Origin of the sequence: Kitasatospora sp. NPDC101801 (assembly GCF_044766665.1) — a bacterium.
Lineage (GTDB): Bacteria > Actinomycetota > Actinomycetes > Streptomycetales > Streptomycetaceae > Kitasatospora.
Window position 1 is genome coordinate 534,744 of the sequence record NZ_JBIWML010000001.1, and the last position, 21,541, is coordinate 556,284.

At 73.0% G+C, this 21,541-nt stretch carries 15 protein-coding genes; 8 read left to right on the forward strand and 7 right to left on the reverse strand.

Translation table 11 applies throughout. The annotated features are described in order from the left end of the window. Positions 1–28: 28 nt before the first annotated feature. Positions 29–1,240 (forward strand): amino acid deaminase/aldolase, encoded by a 1,212-nt coding sequence (locus ACIRPK_RS02400; protein WP_403031735.1) that lies wholly within the window; start codon positions 29–31, stop codon positions 1,238–1,240. Between the two features lie 85 nt (positions 1,241–1,325). Here ACIRPK_RS02400 and ACIRPK_RS02405 read toward each other — a convergent pair whose 3' ends face one another. Beyond that, on the reverse strand, positions 1,326–2,297 hold the full coding sequence (locus ACIRPK_RS02405; protein ID WP_403031738.1) for a DUF2510 domain-containing protein: 972 nt from the start codon (positions 2,295–2,297) through the stop codon (positions 1,326–1,328). Positions 2,298–2,486: 189 nt separating this feature from the next. Between ACIRPK_RS02405 and ACIRPK_RS02410 the strand changes: the two genes are divergently transcribed. Further along, complete coding sequence (locus tag ACIRPK_RS02410) at positions 2,487–3,191, forward strand: gamma-glutamyl-gamma-aminobutyrate hydrolase family protein (protein WP_403031740.1); 705 nt, start codon at positions 2,487–2,489, stop codon at positions 3,189–3,191. Between the two features lie 224 nt (positions 3,192–3,415). Here the strand turns inward: ACIRPK_RS02410 and chrA are convergent, their stop codons facing one another. Beyond that, positions 3,416–4,537, reverse strand: coding sequence for a chromate efflux transporter (gene chrA / locus ACIRPK_RS02415; protein ID WP_403031743.1), 1,122 nt, complete (start codon positions 4,535–4,537; stop codon positions 3,416–3,418). Positions 4,538–4,744: 207 nt separating this feature from the next. Here chrA and ACIRPK_RS02420 point away from each other — a divergent pair, with 207 nt between their 5' ends. Both ACIRPK_RS02420 and ACIRPK_RS02425 read left to right on the forward strand, forming a co-directional pair. Then, on the forward strand, positions 4,745–5,782 hold the full coding sequence (locus ACIRPK_RS02420; RefSeq protein ID WP_403031746.1) for a cation diffusion facilitator family transporter: 1,038 nt from the start codon (positions 4,745–4,747) through the stop codon (positions 5,780–5,782). Positions 5,783–5,833: 51 nt separating this feature from the next. Further along, entirely contained in the window at positions 5,834–6,760 is a 927-nt protein-coding gene (locus tag ACIRPK_RS02425) for a 5'-3' exonuclease H3TH domain-containing protein (RefSeq protein ID WP_403031749.1), read from the forward strand. Between the two features lie 6 nt (positions 6,761–6,766). Here the strand turns inward: ACIRPK_RS02425 and ACIRPK_RS02430 are convergent, their stop codons facing one another. The 3 genes from ACIRPK_RS02430 to ACIRPK_RS02440 all read right to left on the reverse strand — a co-directional run bounded on the left by ACIRPK_RS02430 (position 6,767) and on the right by ACIRPK_RS02440 (position 12,188). Continuing rightward, a complete protein-coding gene (locus tag ACIRPK_RS02430) occupies positions 6,767–7,783 on the reverse strand; it encodes an aminotransferase class I/II-fold pyridoxal phosphate-dependent enzyme (RefSeq protein WP_403031752.1) in 1,017 nt (338 codons plus the stop codon). Then, the gene (locus ACIRPK_RS02435) at positions 7,780–9,120 is read right to left on the reverse strand and encodes a radical SAM protein (RefSeq protein ID WP_403031754.1); all 1,341 of its coding nucleotides are present in this window, start codon (positions 9,118–9,120) and stop codon (positions 7,780–7,782) included. The genes ACIRPK_RS02430 and ACIRPK_RS02435 overlap by 4 nt, the downstream gene beginning before the upstream one ends. A gap of 203 nt (positions 9,121–9,323) precedes the next feature. Continuing rightward, positions 9,324–12,188, reverse strand: a complete 2,865-nt coding sequence (locus tag ACIRPK_RS02440; RefSeq protein WP_403031757.1) for a DEAD/DEAH box helicase — start codon at positions 12,186–12,188, stop codon at positions 9,324–9,326. Positions 12,189–12,684: 496 nt separating this feature from the next. On the opposite strand from ACIRPK_RS02440, the gene ACIRPK_RS02445 reads away from it, so the two are divergent. Next, positions 12,685–13,059 carry a hypothetical protein gene (locus tag ACIRPK_RS02445; RefSeq protein ID WP_403031760.1) on the forward strand — a complete coding sequence of 125 codons (375 nt, stop codon included), beginning with the start codon at positions 12,685–12,687 and terminating at the stop codon, positions 13,057–13,059. Between the two features lie 53 nt (positions 13,060–13,112). Further along, entirely contained in the window at positions 13,113–13,439 is a 327-nt protein-coding gene (locus ACIRPK_RS02450; protein WP_313068149.1) for a metalloregulator ArsR/SmtB family transcription factor, read from the forward strand. Between the two features lie 43 nt (positions 13,440–13,482). Here ACIRPK_RS02450 and ACIRPK_RS02455 read toward each other — a convergent pair whose 3' ends face one another. Then, positions 13,483–14,652: an aminotransferase class V-fold PLP-dependent enzyme gene (locus tag ACIRPK_RS02455; RefSeq protein WP_403031764.1), complete on the reverse strand. Its 1,170-nt coding sequence runs from the start codon at positions 14,650–14,652 to the stop codon at positions 13,483–13,485. 95 nt (positions 14,653–14,747) lie between these two features. Between ACIRPK_RS02455 and ACIRPK_RS02460 the strand changes: the two genes are divergently transcribed. Together ACIRPK_RS02460 and ACIRPK_RS02465 are read left to right on the forward strand one after the other, a co-directional pair. Then, complete coding sequence (locus ACIRPK_RS02460; protein WP_403031766.1) at positions 14,748–16,820, forward strand: prolyl oligopeptidase family serine peptidase; 2,073 nt, start codon at positions 14,748–14,750, stop codon at positions 16,818–16,820. A gap of 253 nt (positions 16,821–17,073) precedes the next feature. Continuing rightward, a complete protein-coding gene (locus ACIRPK_RS02465; protein WP_403031769.1) occupies positions 17,074–19,455 on the forward strand; it encodes an immune inhibitor A domain-containing protein in 2,382 nt (793 codons plus the stop codon). Between the two features lie 141 nt (positions 19,456–19,596). Here ACIRPK_RS02465 and ACIRPK_RS02470 read toward each other — a convergent pair whose 3' ends face one another. Then, on the reverse strand, positions 19,597–21,399 hold the full coding sequence (locus ACIRPK_RS02470) for a glycoside hydrolase family 36 protein (protein ID WP_403031772.1): 1,803 nt from the start codon (positions 21,397–21,399) through the stop codon (positions 19,597–19,599). Positions 21,400–21,541: the final 142 nt, after the last annotated feature.

Below are 21,541 nucleotides of genomic sequence, written 5' to 3' on the forward strand. Positions count from 1 at the left end.
CAGTACGGACGTGTGGCAGTCTGCGCGCATGGTCAACCACGCCGTTCCCGGCCTCGCCGCCGACCGAGCCCGCTACGACCGGGCCACCGCGCACCTCGACGCGCCGCTGGCGGTCGTGGACCTGGACGCCTTCGACGCCAACGCCGCCGACCTGGTCCGCCGGGCGAACGGCAAGCCGATCCGGGTGGCCAGCAAATCGGTGCGCTGCCGGGCGCTGCTGGAGCGGGTACTGGCGATGGACGGCTTCGCCGGGGTGATGAGCTTCACCCTGGCCGAGTCGATCTGGCTGGCCCGGGAGGGCTTCGAGGACATCCTGCTCGCCTACCCGTCGGCCGACCGGTCCGGCTTCGCCGAGCTGACCGGCGACCCCAAGCTGGCGGCCGCCGTCACGGTGCTGCTGGACGACCCCGCGCAGCTGGACCTGATCGACGCCGCCCGGACCGGCAGCGAGGAGGTCCGGGTCTGCCTGGAACTGGACACCTCGCTCCAACTGCTCGGCGGCAGGCTCCGGGTGGGGGCCCGCCGGGCACCGCTGCGGACGCCCGAGGCGCTCGGCGCGTTCGCCGAACTGGTGCAGCAGCGACCGGGGTTCCGGGTGGTCGGCCTGATGGCGTACGAGGGGCACATCGCGGGTGTCGGCGACCTGATCGCGGGGCGCCCGGTGCGCTCCCGGGTGATCCAGGCGATGCAGGCCAAGGCCCGGCGCGAGCTGGCCGTGCGGCGGGCCGCCGTGGTGCGACGGCTGCGCCAGGTGACCGAGTTGGAGTTCGTGAACGGCGGCGGCACGGGCAGCGTGGAGAGCACGGTGGCCGAGCGCGCGGTGACCGAGGTGGCTGCCGGGTCCGGCCTGTACGTGCCCCGACTGTTCGACAACTACCGTTCGTTCCAAGGGCGTCCGGCTGCCCTCTTCGCCCAGCCGGTGGTCCGCCGGCCCGGGCTCGGCGTGGTCACGGTGCTCGGCGGCGGCTACCCCGCCTCCGGCGCGGCCGGCCCCGACCGCTCGCCGGTGCCCTACCTGCCGCCGGGCCTGAAGTACGACCCCCAGGAGGGGGCGGGCGAGGTGCAGACGCCGCTGCTCGGCTCGGCGGCGGACGACCTGCGGATCGGCGACCGGGTCTGGTTCCGGCATGCCAAGGCGGGCGAACTCTGCGAGCGCTTCGCGGAGTTGCAGCTGATCCAGGGCGACCGGGTGGTGGACGCCGTGCCGACCTACCGGGGCGAGGGGCGCACCTTCCTCTGACCCGGCCCCGTCCGGGCTGCCCCACCGTCACCCTGACGCACCCGGGCCCCCACCCCGAGGGGTGGGGGCCCGGACCGTCGGCCGGTCAGGCCTTGGTGCCACCGCCGCCGTCGAGCTGGCCGGTGAACGCCTTGATGCTCTCCACGATCTTGTCCATCTGGGTCAGCTGGGGAGCCTTGTCGTCGATGTCGAAGCCCAGGTGCACCGAGGCGAGCGCCTTGCCGTCGGCGGTCGGGAAGACCACCGTCTGCACGTAGCCGTCGTTGCCCTCGGGCGCGTCCACCTTCCAGCGGACCAGCCAGCCGTCCCGGCCGTCGACCGCGATCGGCTCGGACTTCAGCTGCTCGTGCGACTTGATCTTGCCGTACGAGTCCTCGGCCGCCGTGGTGATGTCCTGCTCGGCTGCCTGCTTGGGGTCGGTGCCCTTGAGCTGACCGGTCGACACCCCGCCCAGCGAGCACTCGCCGGTGCCGGAGGCGCAGGTGTACGAGCCGATGCTCAGGCCCGCGTACCCGGCCTTGGTGGTGCCGCCGGTCCAGCCGCTCGGGATCGACAGGCTGATCCGGTTGACCGCGTCCACCGCCAGACCGGAGTTCCGGCCCTTGCCGCTGCCGCCGGGGTTGTCCGGCGCCTTCGGAGTGCCGTTGCCGCCCTCGGCGCTGTCACCGCCCCCGCCGCCGGGGCGGACGTCCTCGCGGACCCTGTGCGACGCCTGCCGGTCGGACCGGCCGTCCATCGCCAGGTACGTGCCGCCGGAACCGACCAGCAGCCCCGCCAGCGCGGCCACCGCGACCGCCACCAGCACCGGCTTGGCGGGCTTCCGTCGGGCCGACGGCACGCCGTCGACCGGCGCGAGCGGGGGCGGCTCCGGGTAGCGGACCGTCGGCCCGCTCACCAGCACCTCGCCCTCCAGCACCGTCGGCCCCTCGGGGCTGTCCGCCGGGGCGGGCCGGGTGCCGGCCGTCCAGCCCTGGCCGTCCCACCAGCGCTCCGGCCGGGGGTCGCTCGTGGTGTCCTGCGGGTCCGGGTACCACCCGGCGGGAATCTGCTCGCTCACGGCACCGAATCTAGGCGCCCGAAGATAAACGCGGTATCAACTCGACCCCTGTTCCGGCCGTTTTCCGATGAGATTCCGGTAAGAAAGCTGTCGGCCCCGCTCGGCCGACCTGACGGAGCCTCCGGCGACCGGGCGACCTGACGGCGAATCGGCCACCGCGACCGGCCCCGACGGTGCAGAATCCGGGCCATGACCAACAGACCCCTGATCGGAGTCAGCACCTACGTCAACGACGCGACGTGGGGCCCCTGGGACGCCCAGCGGGCGGTGCTGCTTCCCGAGTGGTACCCGCAGCTGGTGCAGCGCGCCGGTGGCACCGCCGTCCTGCTGCCGCCCGACTCCCCCGAGACCGCACCCGGTCTGCTGGCCCGGCTGGACGGCCTGGTCATCTCCGGCGGCCCCGACGTCAACCCCGCCCTCTACGGCGCCCGGCCGCACCCGAGGACCCGGGCCACCGCACCCGAGCGGGACCTCTGGGAGGCCGCCCTGCTGCGGGCCGCGCTGGCCGCCGGGCTGCCGCTGCTCGGCATCTGCCGGGGCATGCAGCTGCTCAACGTGGTCTGCGGGGGCACCCTGGTGCAGCACCTGGAGGGCGGCGAGCGCCACCTCCCCGACGCCAACCGCTACGGCTCCCACCCGGTCCGGCCGCTGGCCGGCACCCGGCTCGCGGAGCTGCTCCCCGAGCCGGCGGTCGAGGTCCCGACCTCGCACCACCAGGCGGTCGACCGGCTCGGCGAGGGGCTGCTGGTCAACGCCCTGGCCGAGGACGGCACCGTCGAGGGGATCGAGGGCCCCGGCTTCGTCCTCGGCGTCCAGTGGCACCCGGAGCAGGGGGACGACCTCCGGGTGATGCAGGCGCTGGTCGAGGCGGCGCGGGTACCTGCGGTGGTCTAGCTCGGCCATTTCGCACGTCCCGAGGTTGCACTACCGGGGAGCTCGGGGCTCTGCGGCTCAGCCGCGTGGGCGACGCCGGCCTCGAAAAAAGGTGATCGTCGCGTGGGTGGTCAGGCACTCTCGCAGTGACCCGCACGCCGGATCTCCTCGCCCACGCGGCGGAGCCGCACAACAGCAGGGCCCCGAGCCCCTGGACAGTCGACCGCTGAGCACCCTGCCCAGATTCAGAACAGGATCGCCCCCGCCAGGCCGGCCAGCAGGAGGCAGGGGACGACGGAGCGGCGGGCCGCCAGCAGCCAGAGCAGGGCGAGCCCCAGGAGCACGTACTGCCAAGGGAGTTGCAGGCTGAGAGCGAGCGGCACGGCCGAGCCGGCGATCGCCCCGGTGACGGCGGAGCCCGCGCCGGTGAGGAAGTCCTGGACCCGGTGGTCGGCTCGGAGGCGGTCGAAGTGGGCGGCGCCGAGCAGGACGAACAGGAACGACGGGGCGAAGGCCACCAGGGCCGCCAGCAGGCCGCCCGCCGGCCCGGCCGCCGCGTAGCCGACCACCGCGATGGTCTGGACGACCGGGCCCGGGGTGACCTGGCCGAGGGCGACGGCGTTCAGGAACTGACCGTCCGTCATCCAGTGGTAGCGCTCGACCGCGTCGTACCGCATCAGCGGGATGATCACGAAGCCCCCGCCGTACGAGAGCGCCCCCACCTTGAGCGCGACCCAGGCCAGGGCGCCGAGGCCGCCGGTCGCGGGCAGGGCGCCGAGCAGCAGGGGCAGCGCCGGCCGCTGTCCCCGGACGGTGACCTCGGCCAGCCCTGCGGCCAGCAGGACGAGCACCAGCCAGGGGCCGGCGAGCAGTGCGGCGGCAGCGCCGCTGAGCGCGTACCCGATCCAGCGGGCCCGGCCCGCCCGGGTCGTACCGGCCCGGGCCAGGCTGCCGGGCGCCAGGGCGACGGCGGCCTGCACCGCCACGGCCGGTACCGCCGCGCCCGCTCCGGCGGCGGCGCCGAGCATCCAGGACGGCGGGTCGTCCGCCAGGAAGAGTGCGGCCAGCGCCAGGATCAGGGCCAGGCCCGGGAGGATGAAGCAGGCGCCGCCGACCAGGGCGCCGGCCGGGCCGCGCAGCCGCCAGGCGGTGAAGATCGCCAGCTGGGTGGAGGCCGGTCCGGGCAGCAGGTTGGTGGTCGCGATGCCGTCCTCGAACTCGTCCGGGCTCAGCCAGCCGTGCCGCTCCACACAGAGCCGGCGGAGCAGCAGGATGTGCGCGGGCGGACCGCCGAAGCCGGTGCAGCCGATCCGGCCCCACTCCCGGGCGATGGTGGGCAGCGAGATCCGCTCCTGATGCTCCGACACGTCCGCTCTCCTGTTCACCCGGTGGCGGGCAGACCCTAGCGGAGGCGGCCGGCCGGTTGATGAACGGCCGGGGAGGCGTAGCGGAGGGTGCCCGACGGGAACGACAACGGTCACCAGTGCAGCCTTTGGATCTTCGTCCGATCTGCGGTTCACTTCCGGTGCGGGGCGGCTCCGCCCTGGCTCCAGTGCGTTCGGGGAAGGATCTCGATGGCGAACCACGAGCACGACCACGACCACGGAGGACCGGGCGGCCACGCGGGCCACTCGCACGGCATCTCCGCCGACGCGGACCGCAAGTGGCTGCTCAGTGCGCTGACCCTGATCGTGGTCTTCATGGCCGGCGAGGTGGTGGTCGGTTTCGCCGCCCGGTCGCTCGCGCTGATCTCGGACGCGGCGCACATGCTGACCGACGCGGCCTCGATCGTGCTGGCGCTGATCGCGATGCGGCTCTCCCAGCGCCCGGCGCGCGGCGGGTACACGTACGGGCTGAAGCGCGCCGAGATCCTGTCCGCGCAGGCGAACGGGATCACCCTGCTGCTGCTCGCCGCCTGGCTCGGCTACGAGGCGGTCAGCCGGCTGTTCGACCCGCCGGAGGTGACCGGTTCGCTGGTGCTGGTGACCGCGCTGGTCGGCGTCGTGGTGAACATCGGGGCGGCCTGGTGCATGTCGAAGGCCAACCGCAGCTCGCTGAACGTCGAGGGCGCCTTCCAGCACGTGCTGACCGACCTGTACGCCTTCATCGCCACCGCCGTGGCCGGTCTGGTCATCGTGACCACCGGCTTCACCCGGGCGGACTCGATCGCCTCGCTGATCGTGGTGGCGCTGATGCTGAAGGCGGGCACCGGGCTGGTCCGGGACTCCGGGCGGATCTTCCTGGAGGCCGCGCCGGCCGGGATCGACCCGGACACGGTGGCCGACCGGCTGATCGACTCCTCCCAGGTGGAGGAGATCCACGACCTGCACATCTGGGAGATCACCTCCGGCCAGCCCGCGCTCTCCGCGCACATCCTGGTGGCCCCCGGCGGTGACTGCCACGCCGTCCGCCGCGATCTGCAGCGCACCCTGCGGGACGAGTACCGGATCACCCACGCCACCCTCCAGGTCGACCACGTCGGCGAGGAGCTGGGCCAGGAACTGCTGGCCATAGGGCGTTCGGCGGTGGAGGCGGGCGGCGCCGGCCCGGGGGACGACCACTGCGGCGACTCGCACGGCCCGGTGCACCGGAGCGGCCCGCACCGGCACTGACCGGGCCGTGCCGCTGAGGTTCCGTCAGCCGGGTGCGGCATGATCGAGGCCATGACCGCACCCAGGCTGATGCTGCTCGACTCGGCGAGTCTCTACTTCCGGGCCTACTTCGGCGTACCGGATTCCCTGAAGTCCCCCGACGGGCAGCCGGTGAACGCCGTGCGCGGCCTGCTGGACTTCATCACCCGGCTGGTCCAGGACCACCACCCCGACCAGCTGGTCGCCTGCATGGACGCCGACTGGCGCCCACAGTGGCGGGTGGACCTGATCCCCACTTACAAGACGCACCGGCTGGCGGCGGAGCCCTCGGTCGAGGGCGAGGAGGAGATCCCCGACATCCTGGCCCCCCAGGTGCCGGTGATCGAACAGGTGCTGGACGCGCTCGGCCTGGCCCGGATCGGCTCACCCGGCTACGAGGCGGACGACGTGATCGGCACCCTGGCCACCCGGGCGGGCGGTCCGGTGCAGATCGTCACCGGTGACCGCGACCTGTTCCAACTGGTCGACGACGCCCGGCAGGTGACCGTGCTCTACCCGGTCAAGGGCGTCGGCAACGCCCAGTTGATCGACGAGGCCGCGCTGCGCGAGAAGTACGGCGTGACCGGCTCCCAGTACGCCGACATGGCCGCCCTGCGCGGTGACCCGAGCGACGGGCTGCCCGGGGTGAAGGGCATCGGCGAGAAGACCGCCGCCCAGCTCATCCACGAGTACGGCGACCTGGCCGGCATCCGCGCCGCCGCCGCCGACCCGCTCTCCAAGCTCACCCCGGCCCGCCGCAGGAACCTGCTCGAAGGCGCCGCCTACCTCGACGTCGCCCCCACCGTGGTCCGGGTGGCCACCGACGTCCCGGTCCCCGACCTCAACCTGACGCTCCCTCGCGAACCGCTCGACCCGATGACCCTGGAAGCCCTCTCCGCCCGCTGGGGCCTCGGCACCTCGCTCACCCGCCTGCTCGACGCCCTCGCGGCCACCCGCTGAGCACGCTCAGCGCGCCGGGCCCGAGGTCGGGCCGAAGGCGTCGGCGAGGCTGGTCAGGACGGAGCCGGGCCAGCCGCTCTCCCCGAACACCCCGGCCGGCAGGGCGAGCAGGCCGTACTCGCGCCGGAGCGTCTCCGCCGGGATGTCCACCGGGAAGAAGTAGTTGCCGGGGCAGGTCCGGCTCGCCGCCGGGATCGCCCCGAGCACCTCGTCCGGCAGGCGTCCGAACAACCGCTCGGCCCGGGCGGCCAGTTCGTCGGCGACCTGCCGGGGCAGCTCGGCGTGCTCGGTCAACAGCAGTTCGGCGAGCCTCAGTTGGGCCTGCGTCGGCGGGTCGGCCCGGAACGCCTCGGCCAGTTCGGCCTGCGCCGGACCCAGCAGGACCACGCCGAAGGCGCGCGGCCACAGCCACCCCTTGGTGACCGAGTGGAGCAGGACCGCACGGCCGGTGCCCAGCAGTCGCCGGGTGCCGGCGGCGAACGGGGCGCCCAGGTCGTAGACGCTGTCGATCAGCAGGTGGCGGTGCGGTGATTCCGCCAACCACGAGACGGCCGCGTCGCACTCGGCCTCGGAGAGGTACCGGCCGAGCGGCTTGCTGGGGTTGGCGAGCAGCAGGTACTCGGGCCGGCCGTCCGCCGGGGAGGTCGGCAGGACCGGGGACGGCAGCGTCGGGTAGGACCCGGGTGCCAGGCCCGCAGCCCGGGCCAGCTCGAAGTAGACCGGGTAGACGTCGGTGGGCAGCCACAGCCGCGCCTGCCCGGCGCGCAGCCAGTGGAACACCACGTCGAGCCCGTGCCGGACCCCTCGGCAGACCATGGTGCGACGGGACCAGTCCTCCGGCAGCTCGAACCGCCGCAGCCAGGCCCGGGCCAGATCGCACCGGTGCACCGTCCTCGGGTCGGCCGGCGGCTCCGGTCGCAGTGGAGCGAGCGCCCGGTACACGTTGGTCTCGGCGACGTCCAACAGGGAAGGGACGGCGCCCAGTTGCCGCTGCCGGAACTCCTGGAACCCGTCGAACCTCATACCGCTGCCCCTTCCCGGACGATCTCGCTGGCCCGGTCCTCCAGGGAGGCGTAACAGCGTCCGTCGGCCAGCACGTTCCAGCTGCGGGCGATCCCGTTGGTCCGCTCCCAGAGCAGGCTGGGCTCGGTGTAGGCGGCGATCCGCAGCGGCCGGCCGTCCCAGCTGCCGTGGTAGACCGGTGCACCCCAGGGCAGGCGGCTCGCCAGTTCGAAGCCGTGCTGCTCGGCGAACCGGGTGACCACGGACAGCGGGACCTGGCGCTCCCGGCTCCAGGTGTTGGCGGCGCGGTCGAAGTACAGCGACTCGGTGCTGGTGGAGACGTAGAGCTCCTTGAAGCAGACCTCCTCGACGCCGAGAGCGGCGGCCCATGAGAGGTAGTCGGCAGCCCCGGCCTCGTCGGCGACACCGCCGTGCTGGAGTACGCAGATCAGCCGCATCCGCAGCCCCGGCCAGCGGTCGCGTTCCTCCCGCCAGCTGTCGACCAGCGAGCCCACCGGTGTGCGCAGCATCATCAGCCGCTCGCTGACCGCCTCGTCCTGGTGGTGCCGGGAGACCGCCAGCACGCTCAGACCGGCGGCGCCCAGGGCCGCCAAGCGGTCGGCCCGGTCGGCGTGCCCGCCCTTCGCCAGGGTGTGCCCGTTGGTGATCAGGACGACCTTCGGGAAGACCGCCGAGCAGGCGGACACCAGCCGCAGTTGCTGGTCGAACGGTATGAGCGTGGGCTCCCCGCCGCCGGTGATCACCGCCCGCTCGGCACCCGCCGCGCGGGCGCGCTCCAGCCAGTGGGCGACCGTGTCCCACGGGACCCGGGCCGGCGCCTGGTCGCTGGAGATCGAGGCCGCGGAGAAACAGAACGAGCACCGGGCCTGGCAGGCGGAGGCGACCGGCAGCACCGAGACGGTGCGCGGTCGCAGGTCCGCGTAGCGACGCTGCGCCGACCCGTGCAGGTGCAGGGAGGCCGCCATCGCGTCCTCGACGGTCGTCGGGCGCAGCGTGAACTCGTCGCCCGCCTGGTCGAGTTCGTGCACGGCCGACAGTCGGATGCTCGCCTCGTGCAGTTCCGCTCCGAGGCCGGTCGACGTGTTCGGCAGCAAGGTGTCCGGGTCCACCGTGGTTTCCAGCACCAGCAGCCGGTCGCCCGGAATGGCCAGCCGGCCCAGCAGGCGTCCGGCCTTGCCGACGCCGATCCCCAACTCCGCGCGGGTCAGCAGGTGGAACCGGTCGGGATGGGTACTCTCCGGAATCCCCGCCTTGCCGTAGGCGAACGCGTACTTGTCGAAGCCCTTCGCGAAGTTCGACAGCACGATGACGTGGAAGCGCTGGTCACTGCGGTTCATCCGGTCATCATGCAGGAACGGACCTCCTACCTGCTCAGCACTTTCGCCCGGCGCCCCGCAGGGGCTCGGGGAACTGCGACGCCGACCTTGGAAGAGGTCACCCGTACGTCAGTGGCCAGGCACCGTGCGGTGTGACCCGCACGCCGGACCTCCGCGCAGTTCCCCGAGCCTCGGGGCCGTAGACCTGGAGCACCTGCCGACTGTTACCCGACCGAGGAGTAGGCGATGATGCCGCGCCGGAGCGAGTCCACCGCCTTCCGGGCGGTGGAGCGGAACTTGGCGTCCTCTCCCGCCGCGTCCTGGATCTGGCCGAGCACGTCGATCAGCTGCTTGGTCCAGCGGACGAAGTCGCCGGCCGGGAGGTCGGCGTCCCGGAGCACCTGGTCGAGGTTGTGGCCGAGCGCCCAGCGGTAGGCGACCCAGGCGAAGCCGAGGTCGGGTTCGCGCTGGCCGACGCCCTCGGCCGTGTTGATCTTGTGCTGCTCCTCCAGGGCGTCCAGGTGACCCCAGATCCGGATCATCCGGCCGAGCGCCTCCTTGCTCGCGCCCTCCGGCACCCGAGGTGCCGCCGCGTCGTCGGACTGCCGCGACTCGTAGACCAACGCCGAGGCGCAGGCCGCGAGTTCGGGCGGGCTGAGCTCGGCCCAGACGCCCTCGCGGATGCACTCCGAGGCCAGCAGGTCGAGCTCGCCGTAGAGCCGGCCGAGGCGCTTGCCGTCCTCGGTGACGGTGTCCCCACTGAGGTAGCCGAGGTCGGTGAGCAGGCCGCAGACCCGGTCGAAGGTGCGGGCGATGGTGTGGGTGCGGGAGCGCATCCGGCGCTCCAGCAGCTCGGTGTCCCGGTGCAGGCGGTGGTAGCGCTCGGACCAGCGGGCGTGGTCCTCGCGCTCGTCGCAGCCGTGGCAGGGGTGCTGCCGCAGCTCGGCGCGCAGCCGGGCGATCTCCGGGTCGTCGGCCGCGGCCGCCCGGCCCTTGCGGAACCGCTCGGGCTCCAGGTGGCCCGCCTTGGTGCGCAGGGCCGAGGCCAGATCGCGCCGGGACTGCGGGCTGCGCGGGTTGAAGGACTTGGGGATCTTCAGCCGGTCGACCGCCGTCACCGGGTACGGGAAGTCGATCATCGCGAGCCGCTTGACCTGCCGCTCGGCGGTGAGCACCACCGGGCGCGGGCCGTCCTGGTAGTCCGGGTGACGGACCGTCCGGGGCGAGCGGCTGACCGGCGGCAGGCCGGGGTCGAGCACCAGCGCGAGCCCGGCGAACTTGCCGGTCGGCACGTGGATCACGTCGCCCGGCTTGAGCGCCTCGATCGCCTCGATCGCGGCGGCCCGGCGCTGGCCGGTGCCCTCGCGGGCGAGCTCGTTCTCCCGCTCCTTGAGCGTCCGACGGAGGTTCATGTACTCGTCGAAGTCACCGAGGTGACAGGTCATCGACTCGCGGTAGCCCTCCAGCCCGTCCTCGTTCTTCTGCACCTGGCGGGCGATGCCGACCACCGCGCGGTCCGCCTGGAACTGGGCGAACGAGGTCTCCAGCAGCTCGCGCGAGCGATGCCGCCCGAACTGGCCGACCAGGTTGACCGCCATGTTGTACGAGGGGCGGAACGAGGAGCGCAGCGGGTACGTCCGGGTGCCGGCCAGGCCGGCCAGCGCCTCCGGGTCGATGCCGCGCTGCCAGAGCACCACGGCGTGGCCCTCGATGTCGATGCCGCGCCGCCCGGCCCGGCCGGTGAGCTGGGTGTACTCGCCGGGGGTGATGTCGGCGTGGGTCTCGCCGTTCCACTTGACCAGCTTCTCCATCACCACCGAGCGGGCGGGCATGTTGATGCCCAGCGCCAGCGTCTCGGTCGCGAAGACGGCCTTGACCAGCCCCTTCACGAAGAGCTCCTCGACCACCTCCTTGAACCGGGGCAGCATCCCGGCGTGGTGGGCGGCGATGCCGCGCTCCAGCCCGTCCAGCCACTCGAAGTAGCCGAGCACGTGCAGGTCCTCGTCGGGGATGTCGGCGCAGCGCTCCTCGACGATCGCCCGGACGGTGGCCCGGTCGCTGTCCCGGTTCAGCCGCAGGCCGGAGGTCAGGCACTGCTGGACGGCCGCCTCGCAGCCGGCCCGGCTGAAGATGAAGGTGATCGCGGGCAGCAGGCCCTCGGCGTCGAGGCGTTCGATCACGTCGACCCGGCCGGGCGTCCAGACCCGGTTCGGCCGGCCGGTGGGCATCGAACGACCCCGGCCGCGGGCGAACTTGTCGTTGCGCGAGCCGCGGTCGCCCTCGGAGCGGGCCAGCCGGACCAGCTCGGGGTTGACCGCCTTCGCCGGGTTGCGCGGGGCATTCTTGGGGCGGCCGTCCACGTCAGGGTTGGCGAACAGGTCGTACATCCGGTTGCCCGCCATCACGTGCTGCCAGAGCGGCACCGGGCGGTGCTCGGAGACGATCACCTTGGTGCCGCCGCGCACGGTGTCCAGCCAGTCGCCGAACTCCTCGGCGTTGGAGACGGTGGCGGACAGCGAGGCCAGCACCACCGACTCGGGCAGGTGGATGATCACCTCTTCCCAGACCGCGCCGCGGAACCGGTCGGCCAGGTAGTGCACCTCGTCCATCACCACGTAGCCGAGGCCGTTGAGTGCGGAGGAGCCCGCGTAGAGCATGTTGCGCAGCACCTCGGTGGTCATCACGACCACCGGGGCGTCGCCGTTGACGCTGTTGTCACCGGTGAGCAGGCCGACCTTGTCGGCGCCGTAGCGCTTCACCAGGTCGCCGAACTTCTGGTTCGAGAGCGCCTTGATCGGCGTGGTGTAGAAGCACTTCCGGCCGGACTGCAGGGCCAGGTGCACGGCGAACTCGCCGACGATGGTCTTACCGGAGCCGGTCGGGGCCGCGACCAGCACGCCCTCGCCGGCCTCCAGGGCGCGGCACGCCTCCAGCTGGAACTCGTCCAGCTCGAAGTCGTACAGCTGCTGGAAGCCGTAGAGGATGGTGGCCTGCTCCTTGGCCCGGCGGCGGAAGGCCGCGTAGGCGTCGGCCGGGCCGAGCTCCTCGGTGCCGGGGGTCTCCGGGTGTTCGGGCATGGCGCTGTTCATCGGCGTCACCTCTTCTTCCCGTGGGACTGCTGGCTGCCGGGCCGGGGACCGGCCGGGCGGGACGGGGGCGCAGACGGCGACGCCTGCGGCTGCGGGGCCCGGGCGGCGGTGGCCGACCGGGGGGCGCAGCGGCTGTGGTGGGTGTGGTGATCGAGCATCTCAGCCAGACATTACCCGTCTGGACGGACATCAACAGCACCGTTTTCACCCGGGTTGCGGGCCGGGCGGGTCGCCCGGTGCCGACCTGTCGTCCTGGCGCTCCGTCGACTGCGGCCGCACCGCCCGGCGGGCCACCCGGCGCAGCCGTCCGTGCACGCGGAGTAGCGAATCGGGTCAGCTTCTCAGTTGCAGAAGTCTTCAATTGGCTGACAGACGATCACTTCCCGCTCCGCTTCGGCCAACTCCGGGCAGATCGCCTGCGGACCCGCCGTGCTTCCTACAGTCGTGCCCACCGAGCCCGCCCTCCGATGCGGGCCTCGCCGACTGGAGGATCCCGATGGCCAATCTGGAGAGCGCACTCAAGGAAGCCATGACCATCGACGGCGCGATCGGCGTCGCCCTGGTCGACTACGACAGCGGGATGGCGCTCGGCACCCTCGGCGACAACACCGAGCTCGACCTCAACGTGGCGGCGGCGGGCAACACGGACCTGGTCCGGGCCAAGATGCGCACCATGCAGATGCTCAACCTGCACGACAACGAGATCGAGGACATGCTGATCACCCTCACCACCCAGTACCACCTGATCCGCCCGCTCACCATGCCGAACGGGCGCGGGCTCTTCCTCTACCTCGCGCTCAACCGGGCCCGGGCCAACATGGCGATGGCCCGCCACCAGCTCCGCCGGCTGGAGGCCACCCTTGAGCTCTGAGCGGCGGTCGGCCGCCGACCGAGGACGGGCCTCCGGGAGAGGGGTGAGCTGCGGTGCCCCAGCTGTACCAGGCGAAGGCCGAACTGTTCCGGATGCTCGGGCACCCGGTGCGGATCCGGGTGCTGGAGCTGCTGCAGGCCGGGCCCACGCCGGTCCGTGACCTGGTGGTGGCGCTGGACATCGAGCCGTCCAGCCTGTCCCAGCAGCTCGCCCAGCTCCGCCGGGCCGGTCTGGTCACCGCCTCCCGTGAGGGCTCGACCGTGGTCTACGCCCTGGCCGGCGGCGACGTGGCCGACCTGATGCGGGCCGCCCGGCGGATCCTCACCGAGCTGATCGCCGACCGGGGCGAGCTGCTGGCCGAGCTCCGCGCCGCCGACTGACCCGCCGACCGGCACGGCTGACGGGCGGTGCGGTGACGGACGGTCAGCGGCCGTCCAGCAGCTCACCGATCCCGGCGGCCAGCGCGCGGTACTCCTCCGGCCGGTTGTAGACCTGCGCGCTGATCCGCAGCACCCCGCCGCCGGACCACGGCCGGATCGCCACCCGGGTGGCCAGCCGTCGCCGGATGCCCACCATCAGCGCCTTCGCGGTGTGCTCGCTCTCCCCGCACCCCGGCGGCAGCCGGACCGCCCGCATCGCCAGCCCCGGCATCGCGGGCAGCGCCCGCAGTCCGGCCCGCTCCACCAGCTGCTGCTGCCCGTAGACCGCCAGCGCCTCGTTGTGCGCCCTGACCCGCTCGGCGCCGAGCTGGTCCAGCAGCCCGAAGCCGGCCGGGGCGGCCAGCCAGGGGGTGTAGTCGCAGGTGCCGCGCCACTCCACCCGGCCGGGGAAGCCCCGGTCGTGCTCCCAGGAGAACATCAGCGGCCGGATCCGCGAGCGCCAGGCAGCGTGCACCGCGAGCACCGCCGAGGCCCTCGGCGCGAACGCCCACTTGTGCAGGTTGCCGATCCAGAAGTCGGCGCCGCCGGCCTGCTCGCCGAGGTCCACCGGCAGCATCCCCGGCGCGTGCGCGGCGTCCACCACCGTGGTCACCCCGCGCTCGGCCAGCGCGGCCAGCAGCACCGGGTCGGCGATCTGCCGGGCGGTCGGCGAACTGACCAGGTCGAGCACGGCGACCTTGGTCCGCTCGTCCACCGCCGCCAGGATCCGGGCCCGGACCGCCTCCTGGTCGGGCGTGTGCACCGAGAGCCGGACGGTCCGCACCCGGGCGCCGCTCTCGGCCGCCCGCCGCTCGGCCGCCCTGGTCACCACGCCGTAGCCGTGGTCGGTGACCAGGATCTCCTCGCCCTCCCCGAGCGGCAGCGAGTCCAGCACCACCGCGATCCCCTCGGTGACGTTGGTGACCAGGGCGATCCGGTCGGGGCGGGCGCCGAGCGCGGTGGCGACCCGGGCCCGGGCCCGGGCCACCCGGTCCGGGAGCTCCAGGAAGAAGCCGTCCGGGTCCTGCTCCTGCTCGGCCCGCAGCCTGGCCTGGACCCGCTGCACCGGCAGCGGCACCGCGCCGTAGCTGCCGTGGTTGAGGTGGGCCACCGTCGGATCCAACGTGAACAGGGCTCCCGCACCCGACAGTTGGCGTGGTGGTTCGATACTCATCCTGGTCTCCCGCTCCCCGGCCGTCCTAATGGTGTGTGACATTTCACACTGCATACTTCTAGCCGAAATCCCCTGCTCACGGCAACCATCGGCCCGTGACCCACACCGACCCCTTCCTCGCCCTGAGCGCCCGGACCGGCCGCTTCGGCTACGGCGCCCCGCGCGCCGTGACGCTCGCCGCCGACGGTTCCCGGCTGCTCTTCCTGCGCTCCACCGGCCCCGAGGACCCGGTCGAGCGGCTCTGGCTGTTCGACCCGGTCACCCGGCAGGAGCACCTGGTCGCCGACCCCGCCGTACTGGCGCCGCACCGCACCGGTGACCCGGCCGACCTGCCCGCCCTGGAGCGCCGGCTGCGCGAGCGGCTCCGGCTCTGGGCCCCCGGCATCGGCTCCTTCGCCGCCACCGCCGACCTCGCGGTGGCCGTCTTCGCGCTCGACGGCCGACTGTTCCGGACCACGGTGGACGCCGGCTCCAGCACCGAACTCCCGGTCGCCGGACCGGCCTTCGACCCCCGGCCGAACGCCGACGGCAGCCTGGTGGCGTACGTCACCGGCGGCGCGCTGCACCTGACCGACCGGGCCGAGCCGCTCAGCCCGGCCGACGGAGGTGTCTGGGGCGTCGCCGAGTTCGCCGCCGCCGAGGAGCTCGGACGCACCCGGGGCCACTGGTGGTCCCCGGACGGCCGCGCCCTGCTGGCCGCCCGGATCGACGAGTCCGCCCTGCCGCTGCGCTGGTTCGCCGATCCGACCCGTCCCGAACTGGCCGCCGAGAGCTTCGCCTACCCGCAGGCCGGCGGCCCCAACGTGGACCTCCAGCTCTGGGTGCTCGGCCTGGACGGCGGCCGGGTCCGGCTGGACTGGGACACCGCCGCCTTCCCGTACGTCTGCGCGGCCGACTGGGAGGGGGACGGCGAGCTGCTGCTCACCGTCGCCGACCGGCTCCAGCAGACCGTGCTGCTGCTCAGCGCCGATCCGGCCACCGGCCGGACCAGCGAACTCTCCCGCACCGTGGACGAGTTCTGGGTGGACGACCTGCCCGGCACGCCGGCCCGGCTGGCCGACGGCCGGCTGCTCACCGCCGCCGACACCCCGAGCGGTGACGCCCGGGGCGTCGCCCTGGACGGGAAGATCCTCACCGACGAGCGGACCCAGGTCCGCCGGGTGGTCGGCCGGCTGCGCGGCCAACTCCTGGTCGAGGCCGGTCAGGACGACCCGGTCGACCAGCACGTCTTCCTGCTCGCCCCCGACACCGGCGCGCTCACCCGGCTCAGCGAGGGCCCCGGCGTGCACTCCGCGGTGGCGGCCGGCGAGACCCTGCTGCTCACCTCGGCCCGGCCCACCGGCATCGAGCGCCGACTGCACTTCCGGGGCGAGGAGATCGCCCTGCCGGACCGCGCCACCCCGTTCCCGCACGTGGTCACCCCGCAGCTGGCCCGGGTCACCGAACTGGGCCTGCCCACCGCCGTGGTCTACCCGCGCAACCACCCGACCGGCCGTCGGCTGCCGGTCCTGCTGGACGTGTACGGCGGACCGGGTCACCAGGCGGTGGCCAACGAGCCGCGGCGCTGGCAGGCCCGCCAGTGGTGGGCCGACCAGGGCTTCGCCGTGGTCACCACCGACAACCGGGGCACCCCGTTCGTCTCGCCCTCCTTCAGCCGGGCGATCTTCCGCCGGTTCTCCGCCGTCGCGCTGGACGACCAGATCGCCGCCCTGCGGGCACTGGCCGACACCCACCCCGACCTCGACCTGACCCGGGTCGGCGTCCGGGGCTGGTCCTACGGCGGGTACTTCGCCGCCCTCGCGGTGCTCCGCCGCCCGGACGTCTTCCACGCCGGCTGCGCGGGCGCCCCGCCCACCGACTTCCGGCTCTACGACACCGCCTACACCGAGCGCTACCTCGGCCTCCCGCAGGACAACCCGGAGGGCTACGCCGCGGACTGCCTGATCCCGGACGCCCCGTCACTCACCCGGCCGCTGCTGCTGATCCACGGCCTGGCCGACGACAACGTCCACCCCTCGCACACCCTGCTGCTCTCGCAGGCCCTCACCAGGGCCGGCCGGCCGCACTCGGTGCTCCCGCTCCCCGCGGTCAGCCACATGACCCCGAACGGCGTCAACGAGCAGATCAGCGAGGCCGAACTCGCCTTCCTGCGCAGCTCGCTGAGCTGATCCCCGGCACCCCACGGCCTGGCACCCGCCCCCGGTGCCGGGCCGTGGTCCGTTCCTGCCGCGTCCCGGCCCGCCGTCCGGGCGCTCCGCCGACTCCTCCGGTGGGCCCCCGGTCCGGGGTCGGGCGGTCGCGGTACCGACCGGTGGGTCCGACGGCGAGATCCACCGGTACACAGGGCTTCCATGTGATGGATGACATGTGAAATATTACCCTCGCTCACCCGACCACCCTCGTCCGGAAAGGACCGGTCAGTTGCGCAGACTGTCCGCAGCCGTCACGGCTGCGCTGACCACCAGTGCGATAGCCGCCACCCTGTTGAGTGGCAACGCCTACGCCGCCCCGAAGCCCGAGCCCGCCCTGCAGTCCCAGGACGCGCCGGCCGAGGCCCAGGTGGGCCCGGAGGGCAGGGAGGCTCCCGAGGGCCCGCTGGCGCCGCAGGAGAAGACCCGGCAGGCGCTCCGCACCAAGGCGCTGGAGCAGCTCAACAAGGGTTCACTGGCGAAGACCTCGGCGGGCACCGCGCCCAAGAAGGTCAAGATCGGCAACGATTACGTCCAGCTCGCCCAGGAGCGCAAGGACAAGGTCTTCGTGATCCTTGCCCAGTTCGGCGACCAGGTCGACAACTCGACGCTGTACAACGGCGTTCCGCGCTACGCGGGCACCCCCGGGCCGGCCCACAACGTGATACCGCAGCCCGACAAGAGCGACACCCACACCTTCTGGAAGAACGACTTCAGTCGTGCCTACTACCAGCAGATGTTCTTCGACGACAAGGCCGGCGCCAACTCGATGCGGAACTTCTACCGCACCCAGTCCTCCGGCCGGTACGACCTCGAGGGCACCGTCACCGACTGGGTGACCCTGCCGTACAACGAGGCGCGCTACGGCAGCAACAAGGGTCCGCAGGGCAACGGCGCCTGGACCCAGGCGCAGGAGTTCATCCGGGACGCCACCAAGGCCTGGTACGACGGCGAGCTGGCCAAGGGCCGGACCGCCGCCGACGTCAAGGCCGAGCTCAAGCAGTACGACGTGCACGACCGCTACGACTTCGACAAGGACGGGAACTTCGACGAGCCGGACGGCTACATCGACAACCTGGTCGTGGTGCACGCGGGCGTCGACGAGACCTGGGGCGGCGGTGCCCAGGGCGCCGACGCGCTGTGGGCGCACCGGAGTTGGGCCCTGCCGGACCCGACGGGACAGGTCGGCCCGGAGGGCAACAAGATCGGCGGTGCGCCGGTCGGCGACACCGGCATCTTCGCCTACGACTACGTGCAGGGCGGCGAGAACAGCGGCGTCGGCCTGTTCGCCCACGAGTTCGGCCACAACCTCGGCCTGCCGGACCTCTACCCGACCACGGGCGGCGACAACAGCGTCAGCTTCTGGTCGCTGATGTCCTCGGCCTCGTACCTGGGCCGCGGCAAGAACACCACCGGCGAGTACCCCGGTGACCTGGACGCCTGGAGCAAGCTGCAGTTCGGCTGGCTCAACTACGACGAGGCGCAGGCCGCGACCCGGTCCAGCCACGCGCTCGGCGTCAGCGGCTACAACACCGACCAGGCCCAGGCCGTGCTGGTGCACCTGCCGCCGACCACCAAGACCACCACGCTGGCCGACCCGTTCCAGGGTGCCTCGCAGTGGTACAGCGGCACCGGTGACTCCATCGACAACTCGCTGTCCCGGACGGTGGACCTGACCGGTCGCACCGGCTCGGCGGCGATCTCGGCGGCCACCTGGTACGACATCGAGCAGGACTACGACTTCCTCTCGGTCGAGGCCAGCGCCGACAACGGCAAGACCTGGAAGTCGCTGGGCGGCACGGTGGACGGTGCGCCGATCGGCAACACCACCGCCAACACCCCCGGCCTGAGCGGAACTTCGAACGCCTGGCGGCAGCTGAACATCCCGCTGGACGCCTACCTCGGCAAGACCGTGCAGCTGCGCTTCCACGTCACCTCGGACAACAACACCCACGGCAAGGGCGTGCTGATCGACGCCGTGAAGATCACCGCCGACGGTGCCACCCTGCTCGACGACGGCGCGGAGAACGGCAACCAGGGCTGGGTGCTGAACGGCTTCAACCCGCTCAAGGGCAAGGACTCGGTCAGCGAGCACCCGCGGGCGTACCTGGTGGAGAACCGCCGCTACGTCGGCTACGGCGCCTACCTGCAGACCGGGCCGTACAACTTCGGCTACAGCGGTGTCGAGGGCAAGGCCGGCGTGATCGACAACTACCCGTACCAGGAAGGTGTGTTGATCTGGCTCTGGGACACCAGCTACCTCGACAACAACACCAAGGACCACCTGGGCGGCGGCCTGATCCTGCCGATCGACGCGCGGCCGCAGGCGATGAAGTTCAAGGGCGGCGTACTGGTCAACGGCCGGGCGCAGAGCCACGACGCGACCTTCTCGCGCAACCCCACCACGGCCTTCACCCTGCACAGCGCGGGCGTGGCCACCAAGTACCCGGCGAAGCCCGGCATCCCGGTCTTCAACGACCGGACCGGGGTCTACTCCGACCCGGCGATCCCGCAGCTGGGCGTCGCCGTCCCGAACACCAACACCAAGATCGAGGTCGTTCGGGAGACCCAGGGCGGCAAGCTGACCACCATCAAGGTCGGCCCCGCCTCCTGATCCACCCGCACAGCCCGGAGCCCCGGCCCGCACACCCTGCGGGCCGGGGCTCCGGCACGTCCGGGCCCGCCGGCGAGCGGGCGTGGAAACGCCCACCCGGCGGAGGCACAGGGCCCCCGCCGGGTGGGCGGGCCGGGTGGGTCAGCGACGGAGCGTCAGCAGGCCGCCCAGCGGCACGTGCAGGCCGAGTTCGAGGCTCTCCACCGTCACGGTCACCTCGGCGACGACGCCCCCCATCGCGTCCTGGACCAGCACCGCCAGCGTGCCCGGGGCCCGGTCGAAGACCAGCCGGACCAGCGTGTCGGGGTCGGCGTTGCCGAGCAGCAGCAGGTCCCACTCCCCCGGCACCGCGACCGGCACCGGCGCGTACCGGCCGAACGCCCGGGAGCCGTCCCGCCGGGACTCGATCAGCGGGTAACCGAGCTCGGGCCGGTGCGGGCGGAACTCGGAGCGCTGCAGCAGGTCCCGGTGCTCGGCCATGACGGCGAGCCAGAACCGCAGCGCGGCCAGCTGGCCGGGCCCCTGCACCGCCAGGTCCACCGAGACCTGAGGGGTGGCGAACAGCACCGCGAGCAGCAGCACCGCGATCTGCTCGGGCGCCTCCTCCGGGTGCCAGGTCAGCGGGTCGGCGTGCACCGCCAACGGGCCTGCGGTGAGCCGCAGGTCGGCGGTGCGGGCGCGGTTCTCGGTGGCGTTGTGCGGGCAGTCGATGGCCCGGACCATGGTCGAGTACGGCCACAGGCCGGGGCCCATGTACTGCTGCCGGTACTCGACCAGCACCTCCGGCCGGACCGCCCGCAGCCGGACGTCGAGTTCGGCCAGCAGGCGGCGGACGCCCTCGGCCACCTCGGTGCAGTCCGGGTCCGGGGAGGCGGAGGTGGCCTCGCGCAGGAAGGTGTCGACGAAGTCGATCTTCAGGCCGTCGACCCCGTACCGCTCCACCGCCGCCGCCAGCCGGTCCACCTGGTGCGCCCGGACCAGCGGGCTGCGCGGGTCGAGGACGTACGTCTCCAGGGTCGGCAGGTGGGCCAGCGTGTGCCCGGCGAGCGTGCCGATCGCCGCGCTGCGGTCGCCGGCGAACGGCAGGGCGTACCAGAGCAGGTAGTTGAGGCCCAGGGCACGGACCCGCGCGACGTGCCCGGCGAAGTCGGGGAAGCCGCCCGGGGCGGGCTGCCAGTCGCCGGTGGTGGCGTAGGAGCGGCCGTTCTCGTCGGTCTGCCAGCCGTCGTCGACGATCAGCGAGCCGAAGCCGAGCGGTGCGGCCAGCGCGGCCAGCTTCTCCACGTCGGCCGAGGTCATCGCCAGGTGCAGGGCGTACCAGGTGCAGAACACCGGCTCGAAGGCGGCGTCCGGCACCACCGGGGCCGGCAGCGCGGTGCCCCACCAGGCGGCCGCGCCCCGGACGGTGTCGGCGAAGTGACGTCCGCTCAGGTCCAGCAGCAGCCGCAGCGGGCCCTCGTGCTCGACCCACCAGCTGAAGTCGCCGGTCTCCTCCACCGCGCCCTCGCCGATCGAGACCGGCAGCACCGTCTCGCCGACCGCGAAGGTGCAGATCGCGGCGTCCGCCGTGCCGACCAGGCTGCCGACCGGCGCCCCCTTGGGCAGCGCGGCGACCCGGGGCAGCGCCCAGGACGGCGGCAGCCAGCGGGTGCCGGTGCCGGGCGTCCAGTAACCGGTGGCGCGGGTGCACGGCAGCCGCCACTCCACCCGGGCCCGGACCGGCGCACCGTCGGTCGACCGCCCCGGGGTGACTTCGATCAGCAGCACGCCGGGGACGTTCTGCGGGGTGACCCGCACCGCGAGCTCCCCGGCACCGACGGCGGTGGCTCTGACCCGCAGGCCCGGGAGGTCGAGGCCGGTCTCCACCGGGCAGGCGGTCTCGGTCCGGCCGGAGGGGTGGGCGCTGCCGTCCCAGCTGAGCGGGGGAGGTGTCTGGGTGGTCACGAGGTGTGGCCTTTCACGTGAAAGAGCCCCACCGGGGCCTGGGCCCTGATGGGGAGCGGGTGGCTGCGGGGAGGACAGCCGCGTGCAGATACCCGTGCGGGGCAACCGCGGAAGCGGTCGAACGGCTGCCCCGCACGGGAGT

What these genes read in the sequence shown, in the direction of transcription:
- ACIRPK_RS02420 (WP_403031746.1), top strand. Translation starts at nt 4,745, where the DNA reads ATGGCGAACCACGAGCACGACCACGACCACGGAGGACCGGGCGGCCAC.
- ACIRPK_RS02440 (WP_403031757.1), bottom strand. Translation starts at nt 12,188, where the DNA reads ATGAACAGCGCCATGCCCGAACACCCGGAGACCCCCGGCACCGAGGAG.
- ACIRPK_RS02410 (WP_403031740.1), top strand. Translation starts at nt 2,487, where the DNA reads ATGACCAACAGACCCCTGATCGGAGTCAGCACCTACGTCAACGACGCG.
- ACIRPK_RS02400 (WP_403031735.1), top strand. Translation starts at nt 29, where the DNA reads ATGGTCAACCACGCCGTTCCCGGCCTCGCCGCCGACCGAGCCCGCTAC.
- ACIRPK_RS02455 (WP_403031764.1), bottom strand. Translation starts at nt 14,652, where the DNA reads ATGAGTATCGAACCACCACGCCAACTGTCGGGTGCGGGAGCCCTGTTC.
- ACIRPK_RS02445 (WP_403031760.1), top strand. Translation starts at nt 12,685, where the DNA reads ATGGCCAATCTGGAGAGCGCACTCAAGGAAGCCATGACCATCGACGGC.
- ACIRPK_RS02430 (WP_403031752.1), bottom strand. Translation starts at nt 7,783, where the DNA reads ATGAGGTTCGACGGGTTCCAGGAGTTCCGGCAGCGGCAACTGGGCGCC.
- ACIRPK_RS02425 (WP_403031749.1), top strand. Translation starts at nt 5,834, where the DNA reads ATGACCGCACCCAGGCTGATGCTGCTCGACTCGGCGAGTCTCTACTTC.
- ACIRPK_RS02435 (WP_403031754.1), bottom strand. Translation starts at nt 9,120, where the DNA reads ATGAACCGCAGTGACCAGCGCTTCCACGTCATCGTGCTGTCGAACTTC.